The organism is Nonomuraea roseola (genome assembly GCF_039535395.1).
Classification (GTDB): domain Bacteria; phylum Actinomycetota; class Actinomycetes; order Streptosporangiales; family Streptosporangiaceae; genus Nonomuraea; species Nonomuraea roseola.
In genome coordinates, this window is record NZ_BAAAXC010000014.1 from 21,908 (window position 1) to 38,818 (window position 16,911).

Here is a 16,911-nt window from a genome sequence, read left to right on the forward strand (position 1 = left end):
AGAAGCGTGCGAGGGATCTTCGTCGGGCGAGCCGTCCGGCGGGCCGGCGTCGCTGGTCGACCGCGTCAGCCGGGGGGACGCCAGAATCCGGTGTCGCGATAGCGCCACCAGTACAGGACAGTGCGGTCGTCCGGCCACGCGGCCAGCTGGACGGCCTGAGGCTCGAAGCGGTCGCGTTCGGGGTCGATGGGGCGCCAGCTCGGGTCCAGCGGTTCATCGTCCCTGGGTGGACGGACGTGTCCCAGTGATCGCTCGTCGCATGCTCCGTGGTCCTGAAAGTGCTGCTGGGCCTCGATCAGGGGGATCCGGTTGGCCCCTGCGACCCGGTCAGGCCATCGCAGCTGAACCGCGTCGTCCTCCCAGAAGCAGACCGGGCAGATCTGATGGGAGCCGGGCGGCTCCTCCATGGTCAGACGGCCGCAGCATACGCAGGGATACTTCAGGATCATGCCGGTCATCCTGACGGAAGGGTTCACGACCGCCGTCGCCCAGGTGTTCCCGGGTGCGAGAACGCCTCGGCTCCTGCTGCGCCGCCAGGAAGGCCTGACCACAGGGGAGCCGGTCACGACAGCCGGTTGCCCTGGCCTGGATGCCGCTGACAGGATCCCGCCATGCCTGTCTTCTCCGCACACGATGGAACCCCTCTCGCCTACCACGTGTTCGGAGAGGGCCCTCCGGTGATCTGCCTGCCCGGCGGCCCGATGCAGGACTCCGACTACCTCGGCGAACTGGGCGGCCTGTCGGCGCATCGGCAGTTGATCATGATGGACCCTCGGGGCACCGGCCGGTCGGCGATCCCAGGGGACGCGGCCTCCTACCGCTGCGACCGGCTCGTCGGCGATGTCGACGCTCTGCGCGAGCACCTCGGTCTTGACCGGTTGGAGCTGCTCGCCCACTCCGCCGGCGCGAACCTCGCGGCGCTGTATGTCACCCGGCACCCAGAACGCGTCGGCAGGCTCGCTCTGATCACTCCGAGCACCATGGCCGTCGGCATCGCGGCCACCGGTGAATCCCGGCTTGAGACCGCCAGGCTCCGCGAGAACGAGCCCTGGTTCGCCGCGGCCTTCACCGCTCTTGAGTCCATCGTGGCAGGCGACGCCACCGACGACAGGTGGAAGGCCATCGACCCCTTCTTCCACGGCCGATGGGACGCGCAGGCCCGAGCCCACCAGGCGGCCCAGGACGGCCACCGGAACAGGGAAGCAGCAGCGATCTTCGGCGCCGAGGGCGTGTTCGACCCGGACATCACGTGCGCGGCACTCGCCACCTTCCACGCGCCGGTGCTGCTGCTTGCCGGAGAGGTCGACCTGAACACGCCTCCGAGCGTCGCCGCCGCGTTCGCCGAGCTGTTCCCGAACGCCGAGTTCGTCGTCCAACCAGGAGCGGGCCATTTCCCGTGGCTCGATGACGCTCGCCGGTTCGTGGCGACGACCGCGGCCTTCCTCGGGTGAAGCACGCTCGCCTCCAGCGCAACGCCGGACAAGTCTTTCATGCCCGCACGAGCTCGTAGCCGGCCTCCTCGACGGCGGCGCGGACGTCCGCGACGTCGAGGTCCCGATCGCTGGTGACGGTGACGACGCCGTTCTCGACGTCCACCGCCACGGCGGTGACGCCGGCGACGCGCTCGATCTCCTCGGTGACGAAGCCCGCGCAGTGTCCGCAGACCATGCCGCTGACGGTGTAGGTGCTCTGGTTCACGCCCGCTCCTCCTCCTTGCCGGGGGCCGGCTGCCCACCCTCACCGGTGGGCAGCGCGCGGGTGAGCTGGTGGGTCCTGCTCATCCGTCCGTCAGGAGCCAGCTCTCCGAAGAAGTGCACCTCGGTGGCCACCGCCTTCTTCCGCATCTGCCCGTGCAGGGTGAACCTGGCGGCGATGCGATTCCCGCTGGCCAGGGCCTCGTGCACCTCGAGGCGGTAGTGGGTGAGGTTCTTGCGCACCGGGCGGATGTGCGCGATGAGCCTGTCGCGGTCGATCCGGATGCCGTCGGCGATCTGGATCATGTCCGGCGTGTAGTAGCGGTCCACGATCGGCCCCGGATCCTCGTCGCCTCGAACGATCTCGTCGGTGAAGGAGGTCATGAAGTCGGCGATGAACTGCTCCGGGCTGACGCCGTCGAATGGGCTCATGGTGCTCCTGTCGCACTCTCCAGTACTATCTCTTACAGGCTGTAAGATATGTGTCGGCGCACAACTTTGACAAGGTGTATGAGTTGACTTCTCCTCCGGTCCCCCAGCGTCGCCGTGCCGACGCGCGGCGCAGCAGGGCGGCGATCCTGGACGCGGCGGTCCGGCTGCTGAACGAGCGACCCGACGTCAGCGTCGAAGTCATCGCCTCGGCCGCGGGAGTGACCCGCCAGACCGTCTACGCGCATTTCCCCTCACGCGAAGAGCTGCTGGAGGCCGCCGTCGACCGGGTCACCGAGGAGACCGTCGGGGCGATGGACGCCGCCGGGCTCGACGAAGGATCCGCGGCAGAGGCGCTGTGCCGGCTGATCGAGGTCAGCCGGCGGATGAGCGAGCGGTACCCCGTGCTGCTTCACCAGATCAGCTCGATGCCCGTGAGCCCGCAGGCCGACCAGGAGCGACACGCGCCGGTCGCCGATCGCCTGAGGCGGATCATCCTGCGCGGCCAGGAAACCGGCGAGTTCGACCGCAGGCTCTCGACCGACTGGCTGGTGGTGGCCACCATCGCCCTCGGACACGCCGCGGGCGACGAGGCCGGCGCCGGCCGCATGTCCGGCGAGCAGGCGGACGCGGCGCTCCGCCTCAGCCTGCTCCGGCTCTACGGCGCGACGGTCGAGGCGCCGTGAAATACATAGATGTATGTCAATATAGAACGTCGACGAACATCTACTCTGGAGGGGTCGATGGAGCTGCTGGAGATCCTGGAGTGCAGCCCGCCGCTCACCCGCGAGCCACTGGACGCCCCGCAGGCGGCGGGGGTCGCGCAGGTGTTCAAGGCGCTGGGTGATCCGGTACGGCTGCGCATCCTGTCGATCGTGGCCAGCCACGCGGGCGGCGAGGTCTGCGTGTGCGACATCACCGGCGCCTTCGAGCTGTCGCAGCCGACCATCAGCCACCACCTCAAAGTGCTGAAGGAGGTCGGCCTGCTCACCTCCGAGCGCCGCGCCTCCTGGGTCTACTACCGCCTGGTCCCCGAGACCCTGGCGGAGCTGTCCGCCCTGCTGAACACCCCGTCCACCGTCTGACCGCGCACCCCGAAGAGTTCCGTCAGGGTCCCGCCGGGGCGCAGCCGTCCGCCTCCGTTGATCTTCCCTGGCATCCCGCTGCCGTCTGGCCACCTGTCGCGCGCGATCGGCGAGCGGGCCAAAGGTCACGGGTGCTCGTCCAAGGCCGGGAGAACCGCCTTCCATCCCTGCTCGATCGAGCGGCGGCATCGGCCCGGATCGTCTCCCGCGCTGACGAACAGCGCGGCCAGGAGCGGGACGCCGTGGGCGAGCGCCTGACGCGGCAGGGGGCCGGTGGCGACGAGCGAGGCGAGCCCGTGGCCGATCGCCCAGCTCTGCGTCGCCAGTTCCATCGGGTCGACGTCGTCACGGAAGCGACCGGTCTCCCTGGCCCGTTCGGCGGCGCGGACCAGGCAGTACAGCGTTTCGTCCGCGGCCGCCGCGTCCTCGAGCTCGAAGCCCGCGTCGAACATGACGCGGTAGAGGTCGGGGCTCTCCAGCGCGTTGGACAGGTAGGCGGCGCCCAGGGCGGCGAGGTCTCGCACCGGATCAGCGGACATCGCGACCGCCGCGAGCTTGGCCGCCAGGCGGCTGAAGCCCTCCTGCCGCAGCGCCTTCCACAGACCGTCCATGCCGCCGAAGTAGGTGTAGACGGCCATCGTCGAGACGCCGGTGCCGGCCACGAGCGAGCGGAGCGTGACCGGCTCACGGGTGCGAAGCATCTGCGCGGCCCGATCGATCAGCAGGGAGCGGACGACAGGATCCTTCGTTCTGGCCATGGCGCCACAATACATAGCATTGCTATGTTTTGGTGGAGCGCCGCATCCGCGGACTCGGACGAGAAGGAGGAGTCATGGCCGTGACACTGGTCAATCCCAAGGGACTGCCTCAACCCGAGGTCTACCGGCAGCTGTCGATCGCGACCGGGTCGAGGCTGGTGTTCCTCGCCGGTCAGGTCGCCCGCGACGCCGACGGCCGCAAGGTCGGAGAGGGTGACCTCGCCGCCCAGGTCGAGCAGGCCTATCTCAACATCGGCACCGCACTGGCCGAGGTCGGTGGATCCTTCGACGACGTGGCGAAGCTGACCGTCTACGTCGTCGACTGGAGCTCCGAGAAACTGCCCCTGCTGGGCGAGGGCGTGGCCAGGGCGGCCGCGAAACTGGGGGTCGACCCCGTCAAGCCGATCACCCTGTTGGGCGTCGCCGCGCTGGGCGAGCCCGACCTGCTGGTCGAGGTCGAAGCCACCGCGGTCCTCGACTGATCAGCGCAGCTGCGACCTGGCCGTCGGGGCCAGCCTCAGGTGCAGGGGTGGAGCGCTCAGCCGTGCCGCCAGCTCGGGCAGCACCTTCTCGTGCCACTCCCGCGAGCGCTCCAGCCGTTCGACGTGCTCACGACGCCGATCGGCGTCGGCGAACGAGGCGAACCAGATGAAGAGGTTCTCCCCCTCTCTGACGGGCAGGCGGGGGAAGGTGTTGTCGGCGTGCTCGGTACGCAGGCGGGCCAGTGGCGGCGCCCCCGTCTCAGCCATCAACGGGGCCACGCGGTCGTCGAAGAACCGGCTGAAGTCGCCATCGGCCTGCTCGTCCACGGCGTAGATCGTCGCCATGACCCGGGAGCCCGGCAGGCTCGTGGCGCCCGCGGGGGGCCGAGGCGTCTCCGGTTCGGGGAAACCGGAGTCCGGGCCCGCGGGACGCAGCAGGAGGGCGTTCGAGGAGTCCACCATCGTGGCGTTGGCGGCGGGCCCGTGCCTCCTCCAAGCTTCTCCCTCGACGTAGAACGCGGTCAGCGCCTCGTGCCGGGCCCGCATGGTGGGGAAGCTGCGGAGCCAGACGAACCGGTCGGGATCGTCCTCGTCGCGGAACTGCCCGACGACACGCATCCCCAAGGCCTCCTGGCTCTCCACGAACTCCCTGTCGAACAGGTCGATGAGAAGGTCACGCTGCCCTGGGCGCAGGGTGTACTGCCTGAGTTCGATGATGTTCACCCCTGAACGATGCCAACGCGTGGAAGGGGCCGCGAGTGGCAGGAGTGCCACTGTTCGCAAAATTCCTGCCGTACGCTGGGGGACGTGCGCGCCGGTTCCGTCGCCCTGGCTCTGGTCGACGACATGCCCCTGTTCGAGGTCGCGATCGCCTGCGAGGTGTTCGGCCCGGAACGGACCGACCTGGCCGACCCGTGGTACGACTTCCGGCTCTGCGCGGAGAAACCGGCGGGCACCAGGAGCGAGTTCGGCTTCCTCCAGCACACGCGCCATGGCCTCGACGCACTGGCCGAGGCGGAGACGGTGATCGTGCCCGCGCTGCCGTACGCGTGCGTGCAGTCCGGCCTGCCCGTTCCCCAGGCGCTGGTCGAAGCCCTCAGGGCGGCGGCGTCGGCCGGCGCGCGTGTCATCTCCCTGTGCACCGGCGCCTTCGCCCTGGCCGCCGCCGGACTGCTCGACGGCAGGCGGGCGGCCACTCACTGGCTGTACGCGGGCACGCTGTCCATGCTGCATCCGCAGGTGCGGGTGGACGCGTCGGTGCTGTACGTCGACGACGGCGACGTGATGACCAGCGCGGGCAGAGGCGCGGCGCTGGATCTGTGTTTGCACGTGGTGCGGAAAGACCTCGGCGCCGAAGTCTCCAACCAGGTCGCCCGCCGTATGGTGATGCCCGCGCACCGCACCGGCGGCCAGGCGCAGTACGTCGACCTGTCCATACCGGACACCGACGACGACAGTCTCGGGCCGCTGCTGCAATGGGCGGGCACCCGTCTCGACCAGCCGCTGACCGTCGACGCTCTGGCTCGCAGGGCGGGGATGAGCCCGCGGACGTTCGCACGCCGCTTCCATTCCGCGGTCGGCACCACGCCGCTGCAGTGGCTGCTCAACCAGCGCCTCATCCGTGCGCGACGGCTGCTCGAGTCGACCGATCTGCCGATCGATCAGGTCGCGGAGCACAGCGGGCTGGGCTCGGCGGCCAACCTGCGCCGGCACTTCAGCCTCCACCTCGGCGTGACGCCCACCGGCTACCGGCACACCTTCCGCCGGGACACGCGGGGAGCGACGCCGGCCTGACCACACGGCCAAGGCGTGATCAGGCTGGTGGTCACCGTCCTGACCGTAGGCCCCCGGACACGCAACTCGGTCCGGGCGGCCGGTCTATCTGCTGTCGGTGGCCAGGCGGACGGCGAGCGCGGCGAAGATGGTGCCCGACACGCGGTGCATCCATCGCTGGACGGATGGCCGGCCGCGGACGAAGTCGGCCAGCCGTCCGGCCAGGAGGCCCGCGCTCGCGTCGACGCACAGGCCGACGACGATGAACAGCGCTCCGAACAGGAAGAACTGCGCTGTCACGCTCCCCCTGGCCGGGTCGATGAACTGCGGGAAGAAGGCCAGATAGAAGGCGATCACCTTGGGGTTGGCGAGGTTGGTCAGCAGCGCCCTGCCGAAGACGCGGCGGGCCGAGCTCCTGCGTTCGGCCGCCGCGTGAGCCTGATCGAGGCCGTCCGCCCGCGCCGCGGCTCTGAAGGAGGTGACGGCCAGGTAGACGAGGTAGCAGGCGCCGACCACCCGCAGCACGTGGAAGGCCGTGGGGAAGGCCTGGAAGAGGGTGCCGAGACCGAGTGCGGCGGCGACGGTGTGCACGGCGAGCCCCGCGGACATGCCGACGGCCGCGAGGACCCCGGCCCGCGGCCCTGAGGCCAGACCGGTGGCGGTGATGAAGAGCAGGTCCGGCCCAGGGACCAGAGAGATGATCAATGCTGCGAGACAGAAGGCGGCGACGACGCCCGGGTCGATGACCATGCCGGAATGCTACGCCGGACAGGTGAGCACCTGTCCGGCGCTAGCAGTGCTGTCCGGCCGGGCGGCGGTTTCCCGCAGGGTCGAGGCGGTCGGCGGCCTGCCGGAGCGCGCGAGCCAGCCGCACCCTGGTCTGCGCCGCCTTCGGATGGTCCGGGCGTCTCGGCGCGCCGGGCAGCGCCGAGCGGAGGCCGTCCTCGTAGCCCATCGCCGTCCGGTGGGCGAGTACTTGCATGGCGTCCATGGTTCCTCCTTAATCAATTAAGAGCTTAATGGATTAAGAAGGCGAACGCTAGGGTTGGGGCATGGCCGAGCGAGTGACCCTGCAGACGATCGCGGACCGGGTCGGAGTGTCCCGCGCGACCGTCTCCTATGCCTTCTCCCGTCCCGACCAGCTCAGCGAGGAGCTACGCGCACGGATCCTGCGGGTGGCCAGCGAGCTCGGCTACGCAGGCCCCAACCCGACGGCGCGCTCGTTGCGCCTGGGCAGGGCGGGGGCGCTCGGGCTGATCTTCACCGAGACGCTGCCGTACGCCTTCGCCGACCCCTACTCGATCGGGTTCCTGCAGGGTCTGGCCGTGGCCGCGGAGGAGGCCGCGGTCGGTCTGCTGATCCTCCAGCAGCCGCCAGGGGTGCAGCGCCCCGAGATCGTGCGCAACGCCGTGGTGGACGCCTTCTGCGTCTTCTCCCTGCCCGACGGGCACGCCACGCTGGACGCGGTGCTGGCGCGCAGGCTCCCCACCGTGTTCGTCGACGAGCCGTACGTCCCGGGGCTGCCCTTCATCGGCATCGACGAGCTGGCCGCCGCGGGCGAGGCCGTACGGCATGTGGTGGATCTGGGGCATCGCAGGCTCGGACTCGCGCTGGTGGGCCTGCACCAGGACGGCCGGCACGGCTGGGCCGACCTGCGCCGCCAGCGGAGCGCGGAGTACGAGGCGATGCGGACCAGGGTCGAGGGCTACCGGGTGGCGGGCGAGCAGGCGGGGCTGGACTGGGCGAGCGTGCCGGTCTACGAGGTGGCGGGCAACGCCCGGGAGTCCGGTCGCGAGGCGGGACGGGCCCTGCTGGCGCGCGCCCCCCGGCCGACCGCCATCCTGTGCAACACCGACGTGATGGCGCTCGGTGTGCTCGACGCGGCGGCGGAGGCGGGGTTGAAGGTCCCCGAGGACCTGTCGGTGGTCGGCTTCTCCGACAGCGGCGCCGAGGAGGCCGATCTCACGACGATCAGGCAGCCCAAGCAGCTCATCGGGCAGACGGCGGGCCGCATGCTGCTGTCCGGCCTGCCACCCGAGCCCGAACGGCTGATCCTGCCGCACGAGCTGATCGTGCGCGGGAGCACCGCACGCGCGCCCCTCCACTCCTGAACCGTCGCCCGCCGAGGTGCTCGGGTGGGTGACGACGGTCGTTGAAGCCTTTCTCGACGACGTCGTCCGGCGGTTTTGAGGCGTCCTCCCCCTCGCTCAGCCCGCGCCCGCCGGCTCCCCGCCGCAGGCCTCGCCGTCGCCCGCGAAGGCCGTGCCGAGCCAGAAGGCCGTGCCGTCCGAGAAGGCCGTCGAGGCCGCCGCCTTCGAGGTGCCCGCCGATCCCTGCCGGGTGCTGACCGCACGGACCCGGTCGAGGATCGGGATGGCGAAGCCGGGCGCGGCGCACGCCGGCGTCGGTGATGAGGGTCCGCGCGGCCGGCCACTCCGCCTTCGCCGCGCGCAGCGAGTAGATCAGGGGGCTCGGCCGCCTCCACGGCGGTGGCAAGATTCGAACGCATCACACCGCACTATGCTTAGTCAGGTGACTGACTCGAAAGGATCCCGGGTGAGGACCGCGACCGCCAAGCGGCAGCGGCTGATGGAAGCCGCCGCCAGGGTCGTCCACCAGCAGGGCGCCGAGCGCACCACCATCGCCGACATCGCCCGTGCGGCCGACGTCCCCGTGGGCAATGTGTACTACTACTACAAGACCAAGGACGAGCTCGTGGCGGCCGCCCTCGGCGAGCACGCCCGGCAGCTGGGTATGCTCACGGGCGGCCTTGATCTCCTCGCCGACCCGAGGGAGCGGCTCAAGGGCCTGGTGAAGGCGTGGGTCAGCCAGCGCGACCTCGCGGCCCGCTACGGCTGCCCGACGGGAACGCTGGCCGTCGAGCTGGACAAGCGCGCCGAGGGCGGTCTCGACGCCGAGGCCGGCAGGGTCATCCGGCTGCTGCTGGACTGGACCGAGCGCCAGTTCCGCGAGCTCGGGCTGCCCGACCCCGACGGGCTCGCCCTGACGCTGGTGGGCGCGTACCAGGGCATGTCGCTGCTGGCCAACGCCCTGCGCGAGCCCGCCGTCATGACGCGGCAGGGCGAGCGGCTGATCGGCTGGCTGGACTCCCTGCCCGACGGCGATCAGACACCGGCCGGCGGCTGACCCGATAGAACCGGCCCCCGGCGCGCGATCGGGCCAGTGCGAGGTCCGATTGCCGCCGTCATCGTGGCGCCGTCGGCGGAAGGATGGGCCGACGTGTTCACCCATCACCACGGTCATCGCCAAGAGCGCCGAGGGCACGCGGCATCGCCCGCGGGCTCCGGCGCGATCAGGCGGGAGTCCGCCTCATGACGACCAGCATCGGCACGCCGCCGTCCAGCGGTCCTCCCCCAGGCCCGAACCCGCCGTCGGTGCGCCGCGACTTCGGCCTGCTCTGGGCCGGCCAGTCGCTCTCACTCTTCGGTGACCAGTTCATGACCCTCGCGCTGCCCCTCGTGGCCGTGACCCTGCTCGGCTCCTCTCCCGCGCAGGCGGCGCTGCTGCCGTTCGCGCTGTTCGTGCCGTTCCTGCCGCTGGGCCTGCCGGCCGGCGCCATCGTCGACAGGTTGCCCCGCAGGACCGTCATGCTGGTGTGCGACGGCGTGCAGGCGGTCGCGTTCGCCGCGATCTGCGTGCTGGCGGCCACCGGCGCGCTGACCTTCCCCCTGCTGTTCGGGCTGATCCTGATCAGCGGGTGCGCGGTGGTGTTCTTCCAGGTCGCCTACACCTCCTACCTGCCCAGCCTGTACGGCGACGCCCACGAGCTGCACCGCGGCAACACCCGTCTCGCGCTGTCGGAGTCCACCTCCAAGGCGCTGGGCCCCATGGCGGCGGGGCCGCTCATCGGCGCGCTCGGCCTGGTCGGCGCGCTCGCGGCCAACGCGCTCAGCTTCGCCGCCTCCTTCGTCTCGCTGGCCCTGATCCGGCATAGGGAGCCGAGGAGGGCCGCCGCCGTCAGGCAGCCAGGCTGGCTGCGCCGCGACATCGCCGTCGGCCTGCGCTTCGCCCTCCGTCACCCGATCCTGCAGCCCATCCTGGCGTGCGGCACCGTCTACGTGCTGTTCCTGTCCATGGTGGAGACGAGCCTGGTGCTCTACTGCCGCGACGTCCTGGGCCTGTCGCCCGGCTGGATCGGCGTCGTGATCGGCGCGGCGGCGGCCGGCTACCCGGTCGGCAACCTGCTGTCGGCCCGCCTGATCCGCCGCCTCGGCGCGCCCAGGACGCTCACGGCCGCCGCCACGGTCTCCGTGCTCGGCATCGTGAGCATGCCCGCGCTCGGCGCGATCGGTGGCGTCGCGGGCACGATCGGCCTGGTGGCGGGCAGCGTCGTCCACTGCGTCGGCGAGGGCGCCTTCAGCCCGACCTCGATCACCCTGCGCCAGACGGAGGCCCCCGCGGAGCTGCTGGGCAGGGTCGGCTCGGTGCAGAGGTTCCTGCTCTGGGGCGCGATCGCGCTGGGCAGCCTCGCGGCGGCCGGCATGACGGCTCTCGCGGGCCTGTCCGCCTCGGTGTGGGTCGGCGCCCTGGGCACCGTGCTGTGCCTGCCCGCCCTGCTCAGACGCGGCATCCGAGCAGCGGTGCTCGCCTGAACGCCCCCGGCTGCTCGACTCGTTCTTCGCTCAGGCCCCCGGCACGATCTCTACGACGCCGCACTGTGAGACCGCGGGCGGATCAGGCGGCGCCGTACATCTCGGCGATCTCGGCGGAGGCGCGGAGCAGCTCCGCGCGGGCCTCGGGAGGGCCGGTCACCTCGACGGAGGCGCCGAACTGCAGCAGGTGACGAACGGCTTCGAGGACGGGGTAGGTGAGGTGCACGCTCATCCACTCGGGCTCGTCCTCCAGTGGCGCGGGCGGCCCCGCGAATTGTCGTAGACGCGATCGGGCAGTGACCGGATCGCCGCGAGCACTCCGTCGGGCGCCGACTGGGAGCGCGCGCGTTCCAGCAACGTGTCGCGGTCGGCGGGGAAGGCGCGCGTTCCGCTGATCCACCGGGACAGCTCGTTGCGACCGCCCACCTGCCACGAGCTCATCCCCTCGGGCGAACCGGGCTCGTGCCGAGGGTCGGCGCGGGAGCGTGGCGGGCGCGCGCTCGCCCGATCCGTCCGGCGTGACGGGCGAGTGGCGCCGGCCCTGGTCCGGGGTTGGGACGTGCGAGGGGATATGGGCTACTGCATTCGGTATGTATGATCGCAGGCGAAGTGGAGGGGAGTACTCCTTCGCGGCCGCGTCGTCATCACGGACCCGCCTCGGGGCCCGGTGCGGTCGGTCCGCGACGCCGCGGGCGGAGAAGACCTCCGACGGACGTGTCAACGCCAAGTCGGAGGAGCGCTCATGCCCCCACCTATGTCCGTGCCCGCCTGGCTGTGGGCGGCCACCATCGCCGCCCTGCTCGGGCTCATCCTCCTCGATCTGATCATCGTCAACAGGAGACCCCACAAGGTCACGATCGCCGAGTCGGCGCGGTGGATCGCCTTGTACATCGGTTGTGCCGTCGCTTTCGGCGCAGGCGTGTGGATCTTCGGCGGCGATGACCACGCGGCCTCCTACCTCACCGGCTACATCACCGAGTACACGCTGAGCGTCGACAACCTGTTCATCTTCATGCTCATCATGGCGAACTTCGCCGTGCCCGCGATCCACCAGCACCGCGTGCTGCTCATCGGGATCGTGATGGCGCTGGTCATGCGCGGGATCTTCATCGGCGTGGGCGCGCAGGCCGTACAGCGCTTCAGCTGGGTGTTCTGGCTCTTCGGCGGCATCCTCATCTACACCGCGTGGAAATTCGCCTTCAACAGCAACGAAGACGAGGAGTACGACCCCAACGGCGGCGTCGTACGGCTGGCGCGCAGGCTGTTCCCGGTCACCGACGACTACCACGGCTCACGGCTGACCATCAAACAAGACGGCCGCCGCCTGCTGACCCCCATGTTCATCGTCATCATCGCCATCGGCGGCGCGGATCTGGTCTTCGCGGTCGACTCGATCCCCGCGATCTTCGGCATCACCCAGGACGCCTACCTGGTCTTCGCGGCCAACGCGTTCGCGCTGATGGGGCTGCGACAGTTGTACTTCCTGCTCGGCGGGCTGGTGGAGAAACTCGTCTACCTCACCTACGGCCTGGCGGTCATCCTCGGCTTCATCGGCGTGAAGCTCGTCCTGCACGCCCTGCACGAGAACGAGCTGCCGTTCATCAACGGCGGCGAGCACGTCACCTGGGTCCCTGAGATCAACAACTGGATCTCGCTGGCCGTCATCGTCACCGTGCTGGCCGTCACGACGGTGGCCAGCCTGCTCAGGTCCAGGCGCGACACCCGCCAGGCCGCCGAGCCGTCCGTGTCCGAGCCCGCCGACCAGGCGCGCAACTGACCAGGAGGCAGGCTCGCCGACCGGCGGCGAGCCTGCCTCGGACCTACGACAGGTAGGCCGTCGCACGCGGTGTCGAACCGCCAGATCACGCGAGGCCGCAGGGCAGGGCATCAGCGCCGCCTCTCCGAAGAAGAAGCTTTCAGCCCGTACGGGAGATGAGGGTTTAGACGGCTCCCTGTGTGCCATATGCACCTGAAGCAGCACTCGCAGCGGAGGGACAGCCTGTGACCGTCACGCACTCGCGCTCCACCGGCCCGCACGTCGTCGTGGTCGGGGCCGGCTTCGCCGGCCTCGCCGCCACCCGGCGACTCGCTCGCGCGGGGGTTAGGGTCACCCTGATCGACCGTAACCCCTACACCACCTTCCAGCCCCTGCTCTACCAGGTGGCGACGGCGGGGCTCGGTCCCGGTGACGTGTCGTTCCCCATCCGCGCCTTCGCCGCCAGGTACCGGACGGTGCGCACCCGGCGAGCCGCGCTGAGCGGGGTACGGGCCGGCGAGCGGCGGGTGGAGCTGGACGACGGCAGCAGCGTCGACTACGACTACCTGGTGCTGACCAGCGGCGTCACGACGAACTGGCTGAACATCGAGGGGGCGGAGCAGAACGCGCTGCCCATCTACTCGGTCCACGACGCGGTGACGCTGCGTAAGCTGCTGCAGCGCCGTCTGGAGGAGGCGGCGACCGGCGAGCGCGACAGCGTCCACGTCGTGGTGGTCGGCGGCGGCGCCACCGGCGTGGAGATGGCGGGCACGCTGGCCGAGCTGCGCCGCCGCACGATCCCGCTGACCTTTCCCGAGCTGTCGCCCAAGCAGACGAGCGTCACCCTGGTCGAGCGGTTCGACTACGTGCTCTCGCCGTACAAGCCGAGGCTGCGCGACCAGGCCGCGCGCGCTCTGCGCAAGCGTGGCGTTCACCTGCGGCTCGGCGCCACGGTGGCCGAAGTACAGCCCGACGCGGTCATCCTGGCCGACGGCACCCGCCTGCCCAGCGACGTCACCGTCTGGGCGCTGGGAGTCACCGCTCCAAAGTCGGTCGCTCAGTGGGGCCTGCCGCAGGGCCGAGGGGGCAGGATCTCGGTCACGCAGGCGCTCAACCTCGAGGACCATCCCGAGATCTTCGTCGCGGGTGACCTCGCAGGCCCGCCTGACGCGCCACCGCAGCTCGCGCAGCCCGCCCTCCAGATGGGCGCGCACGTGGGCCGTCAGATCGTCGCGGCGGCGCTGGGCCGCCGGGTCGAGCCCTTCAAGTACCGCGACCCCGGCATCATGGCGACGGTCGGCCGCGGCGAGGCCGTGCTGCAGTTGCAGAACGGCTGGACCTTCCACGGCCTGGTGGCCTGGCTGGCCTGGATCGGCCTGCACGTGGCCTATCTGCTGGGCGGGCGCAACAGGCTCGCCGTGCTGACCAGCTTCCTGTGGCGATACATCGGCCCCCGCCGCAGCGCCGCCTCCGTCATCGAGTGAGCAGGGAAGGCGTGCTCGTCAGCGATCGAGGGACCGCAGATAGGTGGCGAACCTCTCCAGGCCGTCCACGTTGCGCGGACCGCTGATGCCCTCGTTGTAGTCGAGGATGAAGAAGTTGTCCTTCTTGACCGCGGGCGGTCTCACCCGGCGGGATCGCAGCCGGGCCCAGGCCGACCGCCACGACGACGGAAACCAGGAGCGCCACGCCCAGCACGGCGCAGACCGCCGCCAGAGCGCCGCGCGCGGCGAGCCCACCGCGCCTGGGCATCGCGGTCTCAGGAGGCGCCACCGACGTCGTGGCGAGCGGAGGCATGGGGCGGCCTTTCTGCGGGGGTGCGGGTGGAGAAGGTCGCTAGGCACTCCTCTGATCGAGAGCATCGCAAAGGCTGAAAATGGTTGTCAAATTCATGCCGTCAGGAATGGCCGAGGATCGGATGCGGGCGGTAGGGGGCTTCCAGCCTTCGCTTCTCCTCCTCGGTCAGCGTCAGCTCCGCCGCCATGACGGCGTCGTCAACGTGCCGCAGGGAGGTCGCGCCGACGATCGGCGCCGTCACGCCCCGCCTGCCGAGCAGCCAGGCGAGGGCGACCCTGGCCGGTGGCACCTCACGTTCGGCCGCGACCGCGAGGACCGCGTCCACCACGTCGAAGTCGGCCTCCTCGTACATGTCGTCCGCCAGCGGATCGCTGCCCGCCCGAGGCGTACGGCGGGCGCCGTCACGCCCGCGGTTGCCCGCGAGCAGCCCCCGCGCCAGGGGGCTCCATGGGATGACGCCCACCCCCTGGTCGAGGCAGAGCGGGATCATCTCCCGCTCCTCCTCCCTGTAGACCAGGTTGTAATGGTTCTGCATGGCGACGAACTTCGTCGCGGCGCAGTGCTGCGCCTTGGCGAACTGCCATGCGTACATGCTGGAGGCCCCGATGTAACGGGCCTTGCCCGCCTTTACCACGTCGTGCAGCGCCTCCATGGTCTCCTCGATCGGCGTCTCGTGATCCCAGCGGTGGATCTGGTACAGATCCACGTAGTCGGTGCCCAGGCGGCGCAGCGAGGCGTCGACGGCCGACATCACGTGCTTGCGCGACAGGCCTCTGTCGTTGGGCCCCGGGCCCATCGGGAAGTAGACCTTGGTGGCCAGCACGTAGTCCTCGCGCCGCAGGAACAGCTTGGCGAGCAGCCGCCCGGTGATCTCCTCCGTCCGGCCGTCCGAGTACATGTCGGCGGTGTCGAAGAAGGTCACGCCGGCCTCGACGGCCCGCCTGACGATCGGTTCGGCCTCGTCCTCCTCCAGGTGCCACGCCCTGCTCGCAGGGTCTCCGTAGCTCATCATTCCGAGGCAGATGCGCGAGACCTTCAGTCCCGACGATCCGAGCCGCGTCTGTTCCATGTCGTCTCCTTGGAGGCAGTGTGCTGGTGCGATGCGACGCCGATGATCACCAGGGCCACCCCCGCCGCCTCGGCGGGCGCGGGTAGCTGCCGGAGCACGAGCACGCCGACGACCGTTGCGGTCGCCGGCAGCAGGGAGGTCATCAGGGCGTACGTGGCCCTCGCCATGCGGGCCATGGCGAGTTGGTCGAAGACGTACGGGATCACCGAGGAGGTGATCCCGACGCCGAGCCCGGCGGCGAGCACCACCGGGTCCGTCATGGCCGGGCTCGCCTGCGCCAGAGCCGGCGGGATCACGAACACGCCTGCCACCAGCATCGCCGTGGCCAGCGCGTCCACGCCGCCGCCTGGACGGGCGGCGACCCGGTGCGCGAGGACGATGTAGAGGGCGAACAGTCCCGCGTTCGCGAAGGCGAGCAGGATCCCCAGCGGTTCCCCCGCCAGCCTCGCGTCGGTCAGCAGGTAGACCCCTGCCACCGCCGCCGCGAGCGCCGCGAGGTTGCGGACCGTCCTGACACCGAGCGCCGCCAGCGCGATGACCGGCAGGAACTCGATCGCCGCGACGGTGCCGAGCGGCAGTCGCGCGATCGCCAGGTAGAACGTCACGTTCATGGCGGCCAGGACCAGTCCCAGGGCGAGGACGGTCGCGTCGATCCGCCTCAGAGCAGGTCTGCGCCACAGCGCGAACACCAGGGCCGCGCTCCAGATGCGCAACCCCGCCACCGCGAGCGGCTCGAGGCGGCCGAACAGCAGCACCGCGAAGGCCGGTCCCAGGTAGTGGAAGACGGCGCTGCCGGCGAAGAAACCCCACGGCGGAAAGGCCATGGCCGTATCCTCCGGCAACGCCTACGTTGGGAGAATGACGAACAGAAGGGGCAGACCGGGCCGCGCCTACGAATCCAAGGCGGCAGACAGCACCGACCTTCGGATCCTCATGGAGCTCCAGCGGGATGCCAGGGTGAGCCTCGCCGAGCTGGGCCGCAGGGTCGGACTGTCGGCCCCTGCCGTGGCCGAACGGGTGCAGCGGCTCGAGGACACGGGGGTGATCGTCGGCTATCACGCCGCGGTGGATCAGCGGGCTCTGGGGTTCCCGATCAGCGTGCTCGTCCGCGTCCGTCCCGCCCTGCGCGAGCTGCACCTCATCCCCAAGATCGCCGAAGAGATCCCGCAGATCGTCGAGTGCCATCGGATCACCGGCGACGACTGCTTCTTCTTCATCGCCCACCTGCGCAGCGTCGAGGAGCTCGAACCCATCCTCGACCGCTTCACCCCGCACGCCAGGACGACCACCTCGATCCTGCAGTCGGCCCCCGTGCCCCGCCGTCCCCTGCCCCTGGACGAGCAGGGGCAGGCGACGGCCATGTGAGCGGCGGCCTCAGTGGTGCGAGGCCCTGCCTGGTCGGGGCCGACGGTTCCCGCGTTGCCCCAGCAGCCCGAGATGGCCGCGACGGCGGCA

The 16,911-nt window shown here is 70.6% G+C and carries 22 protein-coding genes and 1 pseudogene; 11 read left to right on the plus strand and 12 right to left on the minus strand.

Annotated features, from left to right (window positions below; all coding sequences use genetic code 11):
* Positions 1-65 precede the first annotated feature (65 nt).
* Positions 66-449 (minus strand): CPCC family cysteine-rich protein, encoded by a 384-nt coding sequence (locus tag ABFX55_RS18345; RefSeq protein WP_346116616.1) that lies wholly within the window; start codon positions 447-449, stop codon positions 66-68.
* Between the two features lie 162 nt (positions 450-611).
* On the opposite strand from ABFX55_RS18345, the gene ABFX55_RS18350 reads away from it, so the two are divergent.
* A complete protein-coding gene (locus ABFX55_RS18350; RefSeq protein ID WP_346122570.1) occupies positions 612-1,451 on the plus strand; it encodes an alpha/beta fold hydrolase in 840 nt (279 codons plus the stop codon).
* A 37-nt stretch (positions 1,452-1,488) separates the two neighbouring features.
* On the opposite strand, the gene ABFX55_RS18355 is transcribed toward ABFX55_RS18350, so the two are convergent.
* Both ABFX55_RS18355 and ABFX55_RS18360 read right to left on the minus strand, forming a co-directional pair.
* Entirely contained in the window at positions 1,489-1,698 is a 210-nt protein-coding gene (locus ABFX55_RS18355; protein WP_346122571.1) for a heavy-metal-associated domain-containing protein, read from the minus strand.
* Positions 1,695-2,126: a nuclear transport factor 2 family protein gene (locus ABFX55_RS18360; protein WP_346122573.1), complete on the minus strand. Its 432-nt coding sequence runs from the start codon at positions 2,124-2,126 to the stop codon at positions 1,695-1,697. The genes ABFX55_RS18355 and ABFX55_RS18360 overlap by 4 nt, the downstream gene beginning before the upstream one ends.
* Before the next feature lie 83 nt (positions 2,127-2,209).
* Here ABFX55_RS18360 and ABFX55_RS18365 point away from each other — a divergent pair, with 83 nt between their 5' ends.
* A complete protein-coding gene (locus ABFX55_RS18365) occupies positions 2,210-2,809 on the plus strand; it encodes a TetR/AcrR family transcriptional regulator (RefSeq protein ID WP_346122575.1) in 600 nt (199 codons plus the stop codon).
* 57 nt (positions 2,810-2,866) lie between these two features.
* A complete protein-coding gene (locus ABFX55_RS18370; RefSeq protein WP_346122555.1) occupies positions 2,867-3,208 on the plus strand; it encodes an ArsR/SmtB family transcription factor in 342 nt (113 codons plus the stop codon).
* A gap of 125 nt (positions 3,209-3,333) precedes the next feature.
* On the opposite strand, the gene ABFX55_RS18375 is transcribed toward ABFX55_RS18370, so the two are convergent.
* Positions 3,334-3,966 carry a TetR/AcrR family transcriptional regulator gene (locus tag ABFX55_RS18375; RefSeq protein ID WP_346122577.1) on the minus strand — a complete coding sequence of 211 codons (633 nt, stop codon included), beginning with the start codon at positions 3,964-3,966 and terminating at the stop codon, positions 3,334-3,336.
* A 74-nt stretch (positions 3,967-4,040) separates the two neighbouring features.
* On the opposite strand from ABFX55_RS18375, the gene ABFX55_RS18380 reads away from it, so the two are divergent.
* On the plus strand, positions 4,041-4,448 hold the full coding sequence (locus tag ABFX55_RS18380; RefSeq protein ID WP_346122579.1) for a RidA family protein: 408 nt from the start codon (positions 4,041-4,043) through the stop codon (positions 4,446-4,448).
* Here ABFX55_RS18380 and ABFX55_RS18385 read toward each other — a convergent pair whose 3' ends face one another.
* On the minus strand, positions 4,449-5,171 hold the full coding sequence (locus ABFX55_RS18385; protein WP_346122581.1) for an NIPSNAP family protein: 723 nt from the start codon (positions 5,169-5,171) through the stop codon (positions 4,449-4,451).
* A 123-nt stretch (positions 5,172-5,294) separates the two neighbouring features.
* Here ABFX55_RS18385 and ABFX55_RS18390 point away from each other — a divergent pair, with 123 nt between their 5' ends.
* The gene (locus ABFX55_RS18390) at positions 5,295-6,242 is read left to right on the plus strand and encodes a helix-turn-helix domain-containing protein (RefSeq protein WP_428834770.1); all 948 of its coding nucleotides are present in this window, start codon (positions 5,295-5,297) and stop codon (positions 6,240-6,242) included.
* Between the two features lie 84 nt (positions 6,243-6,326).
* Here ABFX55_RS18390 and ABFX55_RS18395 read toward each other — a convergent pair whose 3' ends face one another.
* Positions 6,327-6,971, minus strand: a complete 645-nt coding sequence (locus ABFX55_RS18395; protein WP_346122585.1) for a LysE family translocator — start codon at positions 6,969-6,971, stop codon at positions 6,327-6,329.
* 40 nt (positions 6,972-7,011) lie between these two features.
* Entirely contained in the window at positions 7,012-7,212 is a 201-nt protein-coding gene (locus tag ABFX55_RS18400; protein WP_346122587.1) for a hypothetical protein, read from the minus strand.
* A 61-nt stretch (positions 7,213-7,273) separates the two neighbouring features.
* Here ABFX55_RS18400 and ABFX55_RS18405 point away from each other — a divergent pair, with 61 nt between their 5' ends.
* The 3 genes from ABFX55_RS18405 to ABFX55_RS18415 all read left to right on the plus strand — a co-directional run bounded on the left by ABFX55_RS18405 (position 7,274) and on the right by ABFX55_RS18415 (position 10,834).
* Positions 7,274-8,332 carry a LacI family DNA-binding transcriptional regulator gene (locus ABFX55_RS18405; RefSeq protein WP_346122589.1) on the plus strand — a complete coding sequence of 353 codons (1,059 nt, stop codon included), beginning with the start codon at positions 7,274-7,276 and terminating at the stop codon, positions 8,330-8,332.
* A 445-nt stretch (positions 8,333-8,777) separates the two neighbouring features.
* Positions 8,778-9,368 carry a TetR/AcrR family transcriptional regulator gene (locus tag ABFX55_RS18410; protein WP_346122591.1) on the plus strand — a complete coding sequence of 197 codons (591 nt, stop codon included), beginning with the start codon at positions 8,778-8,780 and terminating at the stop codon, positions 9,366-9,368.
* A gap of 185 nt (positions 9,369-9,553) precedes the next feature.
* Complete coding sequence (locus ABFX55_RS18415) at positions 9,554-10,834, plus strand: MFS transporter (protein ID WP_346122592.1); 1,281 nt, start codon at positions 9,554-9,556, stop codon at positions 10,832-10,834.
* Positions 10,835-10,916: 82 nt separating this feature from the next.
* Here the strand turns inward: ABFX55_RS18415 and ABFX55_RS18420 are convergent, their stop codons facing one another.
* Both ABFX55_RS18420 and ABFX55_RS49825 read right to left on the minus strand, forming a co-directional pair.
* On the minus strand, positions 10,917-11,087 hold the full coding sequence (locus tag ABFX55_RS18420) for a WCX domain-containing protein (protein WP_446686016.1): 171 nt from the start codon (positions 11,085-11,087) through the stop codon (positions 10,917-10,919).
* Positions 11,063-11,275: a DUF2795 domain-containing protein gene (locus ABFX55_RS49825; protein WP_379478954.1), complete on the minus strand. Its 213-nt coding sequence runs from the start codon at positions 11,273-11,275 to the stop codon at positions 11,063-11,065. The genes ABFX55_RS18420 and ABFX55_RS49825 overlap by 25 nt, the downstream gene beginning before the upstream one ends.
* Positions 11,276-11,576: 301 nt before the next feature.
* Between ABFX55_RS49825 and ABFX55_RS18425 the strand changes: the two genes are divergently transcribed.
* Complete coding sequence (locus ABFX55_RS18425; protein ID WP_346122596.1) at positions 11,577-12,611, plus strand: TerC family protein; 1,035 nt, start codon at positions 11,577-11,579, stop codon at positions 12,609-12,611.
* Positions 12,612-12,835: 224 nt separating this feature from the next.
* Positions 12,836-14,074 (plus strand): NAD(P)/FAD-dependent oxidoreductase, encoded by a 1,239-nt coding sequence (locus ABFX55_RS18430; protein ID WP_346122598.1) that lies wholly within the window; start codon positions 12,836-12,838, stop codon positions 14,072-14,074.
* Positions 14,075-14,092: 18 nt separating this feature from the next.
* On the opposite strand, the pseudogene ABFX55_RS18435 reads toward ABFX55_RS18430, so the two are convergent.
* From ABFX55_RS18435 to ABFX55_RS18445, 3 genes and pseudogenes are all read right to left on the minus strand, one after another.
* Positions 14,093-14,209: pseudogene (locus ABFX55_RS18435) on the minus strand (ABC transporter substrate-binding protein); the annotation flags it as partial.
* 278 nt (positions 14,210-14,487) lie between these two features.
* Positions 14,488-15,456, minus strand: coding sequence for an aldo/keto reductase (locus ABFX55_RS18440; protein ID WP_346122600.1), 969 nt, complete (start codon positions 15,454-15,456; stop codon positions 14,488-14,490).
* The gene (locus tag ABFX55_RS18445; protein WP_346122602.1) at positions 15,423-16,280 is read right to left on the minus strand and encodes an EamA family transporter; all 858 of its coding nucleotides are present in this window, start codon (positions 16,278-16,280) and stop codon (positions 15,423-15,425) included. The genes ABFX55_RS18440 and ABFX55_RS18445 overlap by 34 nt, the downstream gene beginning before the upstream one ends.
* Before the next feature lie 34 nt (positions 16,281-16,314).
* Between ABFX55_RS18445 and ABFX55_RS18450 the strand changes: the two genes are divergently transcribed.
* Positions 16,315-16,821, plus strand: a complete 507-nt coding sequence (locus tag ABFX55_RS18450; RefSeq protein ID WP_346122604.1) for an Lrp/AsnC family transcriptional regulator — start codon at positions 16,315-16,317, stop codon at positions 16,819-16,821.
* Positions 16,822-16,911: the final 90 nt, after the last annotated feature.

Coding starts and splice junctions, on each gene's coding strand:
- ABFX55_RS18345 (WP_346116616.1), bottom strand. CDS start 449: ATGATCCTGAAGTATCCCTGCGTATGCTGCGGCCGTCTGACCATGGAG.
- ABFX55_RS18350 (WP_346122570.1), top strand. CDS start 612: ATGCCTGTCTTCTCCGCACACGATGGAACCCCTCTCGCCTACCACGTG.
- ABFX55_RS18360 (WP_346122573.1), bottom strand. CDS start 2,126: ATGAGCCCATTCGACGGCGTCAGCCCGGAGCAGTTCATCGCCGACTTC.
- ABFX55_RS18370 (WP_346122555.1), top strand. CDS start 2,867: ATGGAGCTGCTGGAGATCCTGGAGTGCAGCCCGCCGCTCACCCGCGAG.
- ABFX55_RS18375 (WP_346122577.1), bottom strand. CDS start 3,966: ATGGCCAGAACGAAGGATCCTGTCGTCCGCTCCCTGCTGATCGATCGG.
- ABFX55_RS18380 (WP_346122579.1), top strand. CDS start 4,041: ATGGCCGTGACACTGGTCAATCCCAAGGGACTGCCTCAACCCGAGGTC.
- ABFX55_RS18390 (WP_428834770.1), top strand. CDS start 5,295: ATGCCCCTGTTCGAGGTCGCGATCGCCTGCGAGGTGTTCGGCCCGGAA.
- ABFX55_RS18395 (WP_346122585.1), bottom strand. CDS start 6,971: ATGGTCATCGACCCGGGCGTCGTCGCCGCCTTCTGTCTCGCAGCATTG.
- ABFX55_RS18400 (WP_346122587.1), bottom strand. CDS start 7,212: ATGGACGCCATGCAAGTACTCGCCCACCGGACGGCGATGGGCTACGAG.
- ABFX55_RS18405 (WP_346122589.1), top strand. CDS start 7,274: ATGGCCGAGCGAGTGACCCTGCAGACGATCGCGGACCGGGTCGGAGTG.
- ABFX55_RS18415 (WP_346122592.1), top strand. CDS start 9,554: ATGACGACCAGCATCGGCACGCCGCCGTCCAGCGGTCCTCCCCCAGGC.
- ABFX55_RS49825 (WP_379478954.1), bottom strand. CDS start 11,275: ATGAGCTCGTGGCAGGTGGGCGGTCGCAACGAGCTGTCCCGGTGGATC.
- ABFX55_RS18425 (WP_346122596.1), top strand. CDS start 11,577: ATGCCCCCACCTATGTCCGTGCCCGCCTGGCTGTGGGCGGCCACCATC.
- ABFX55_RS18440 (WP_346122600.1), bottom strand. CDS start 15,456: ATGGAACAGACGCGGCTCGGATCGTCGGGACTGAAGGTCTCGCGCATC.
- ABFX55_RS18445 (WP_346122602.1), bottom strand. CDS start 16,280: ATGGCCTTTCCGCCGTGGGGTTTCTTCGCCGGCAGCGCCGTCTTCCAC.
- ABFX55_RS18450 (WP_346122604.1), top strand. CDS start 16,315: ATGACGAACAGAAGGGGCAGACCGGGCCGCGCCTACGAATCCAAGGCG.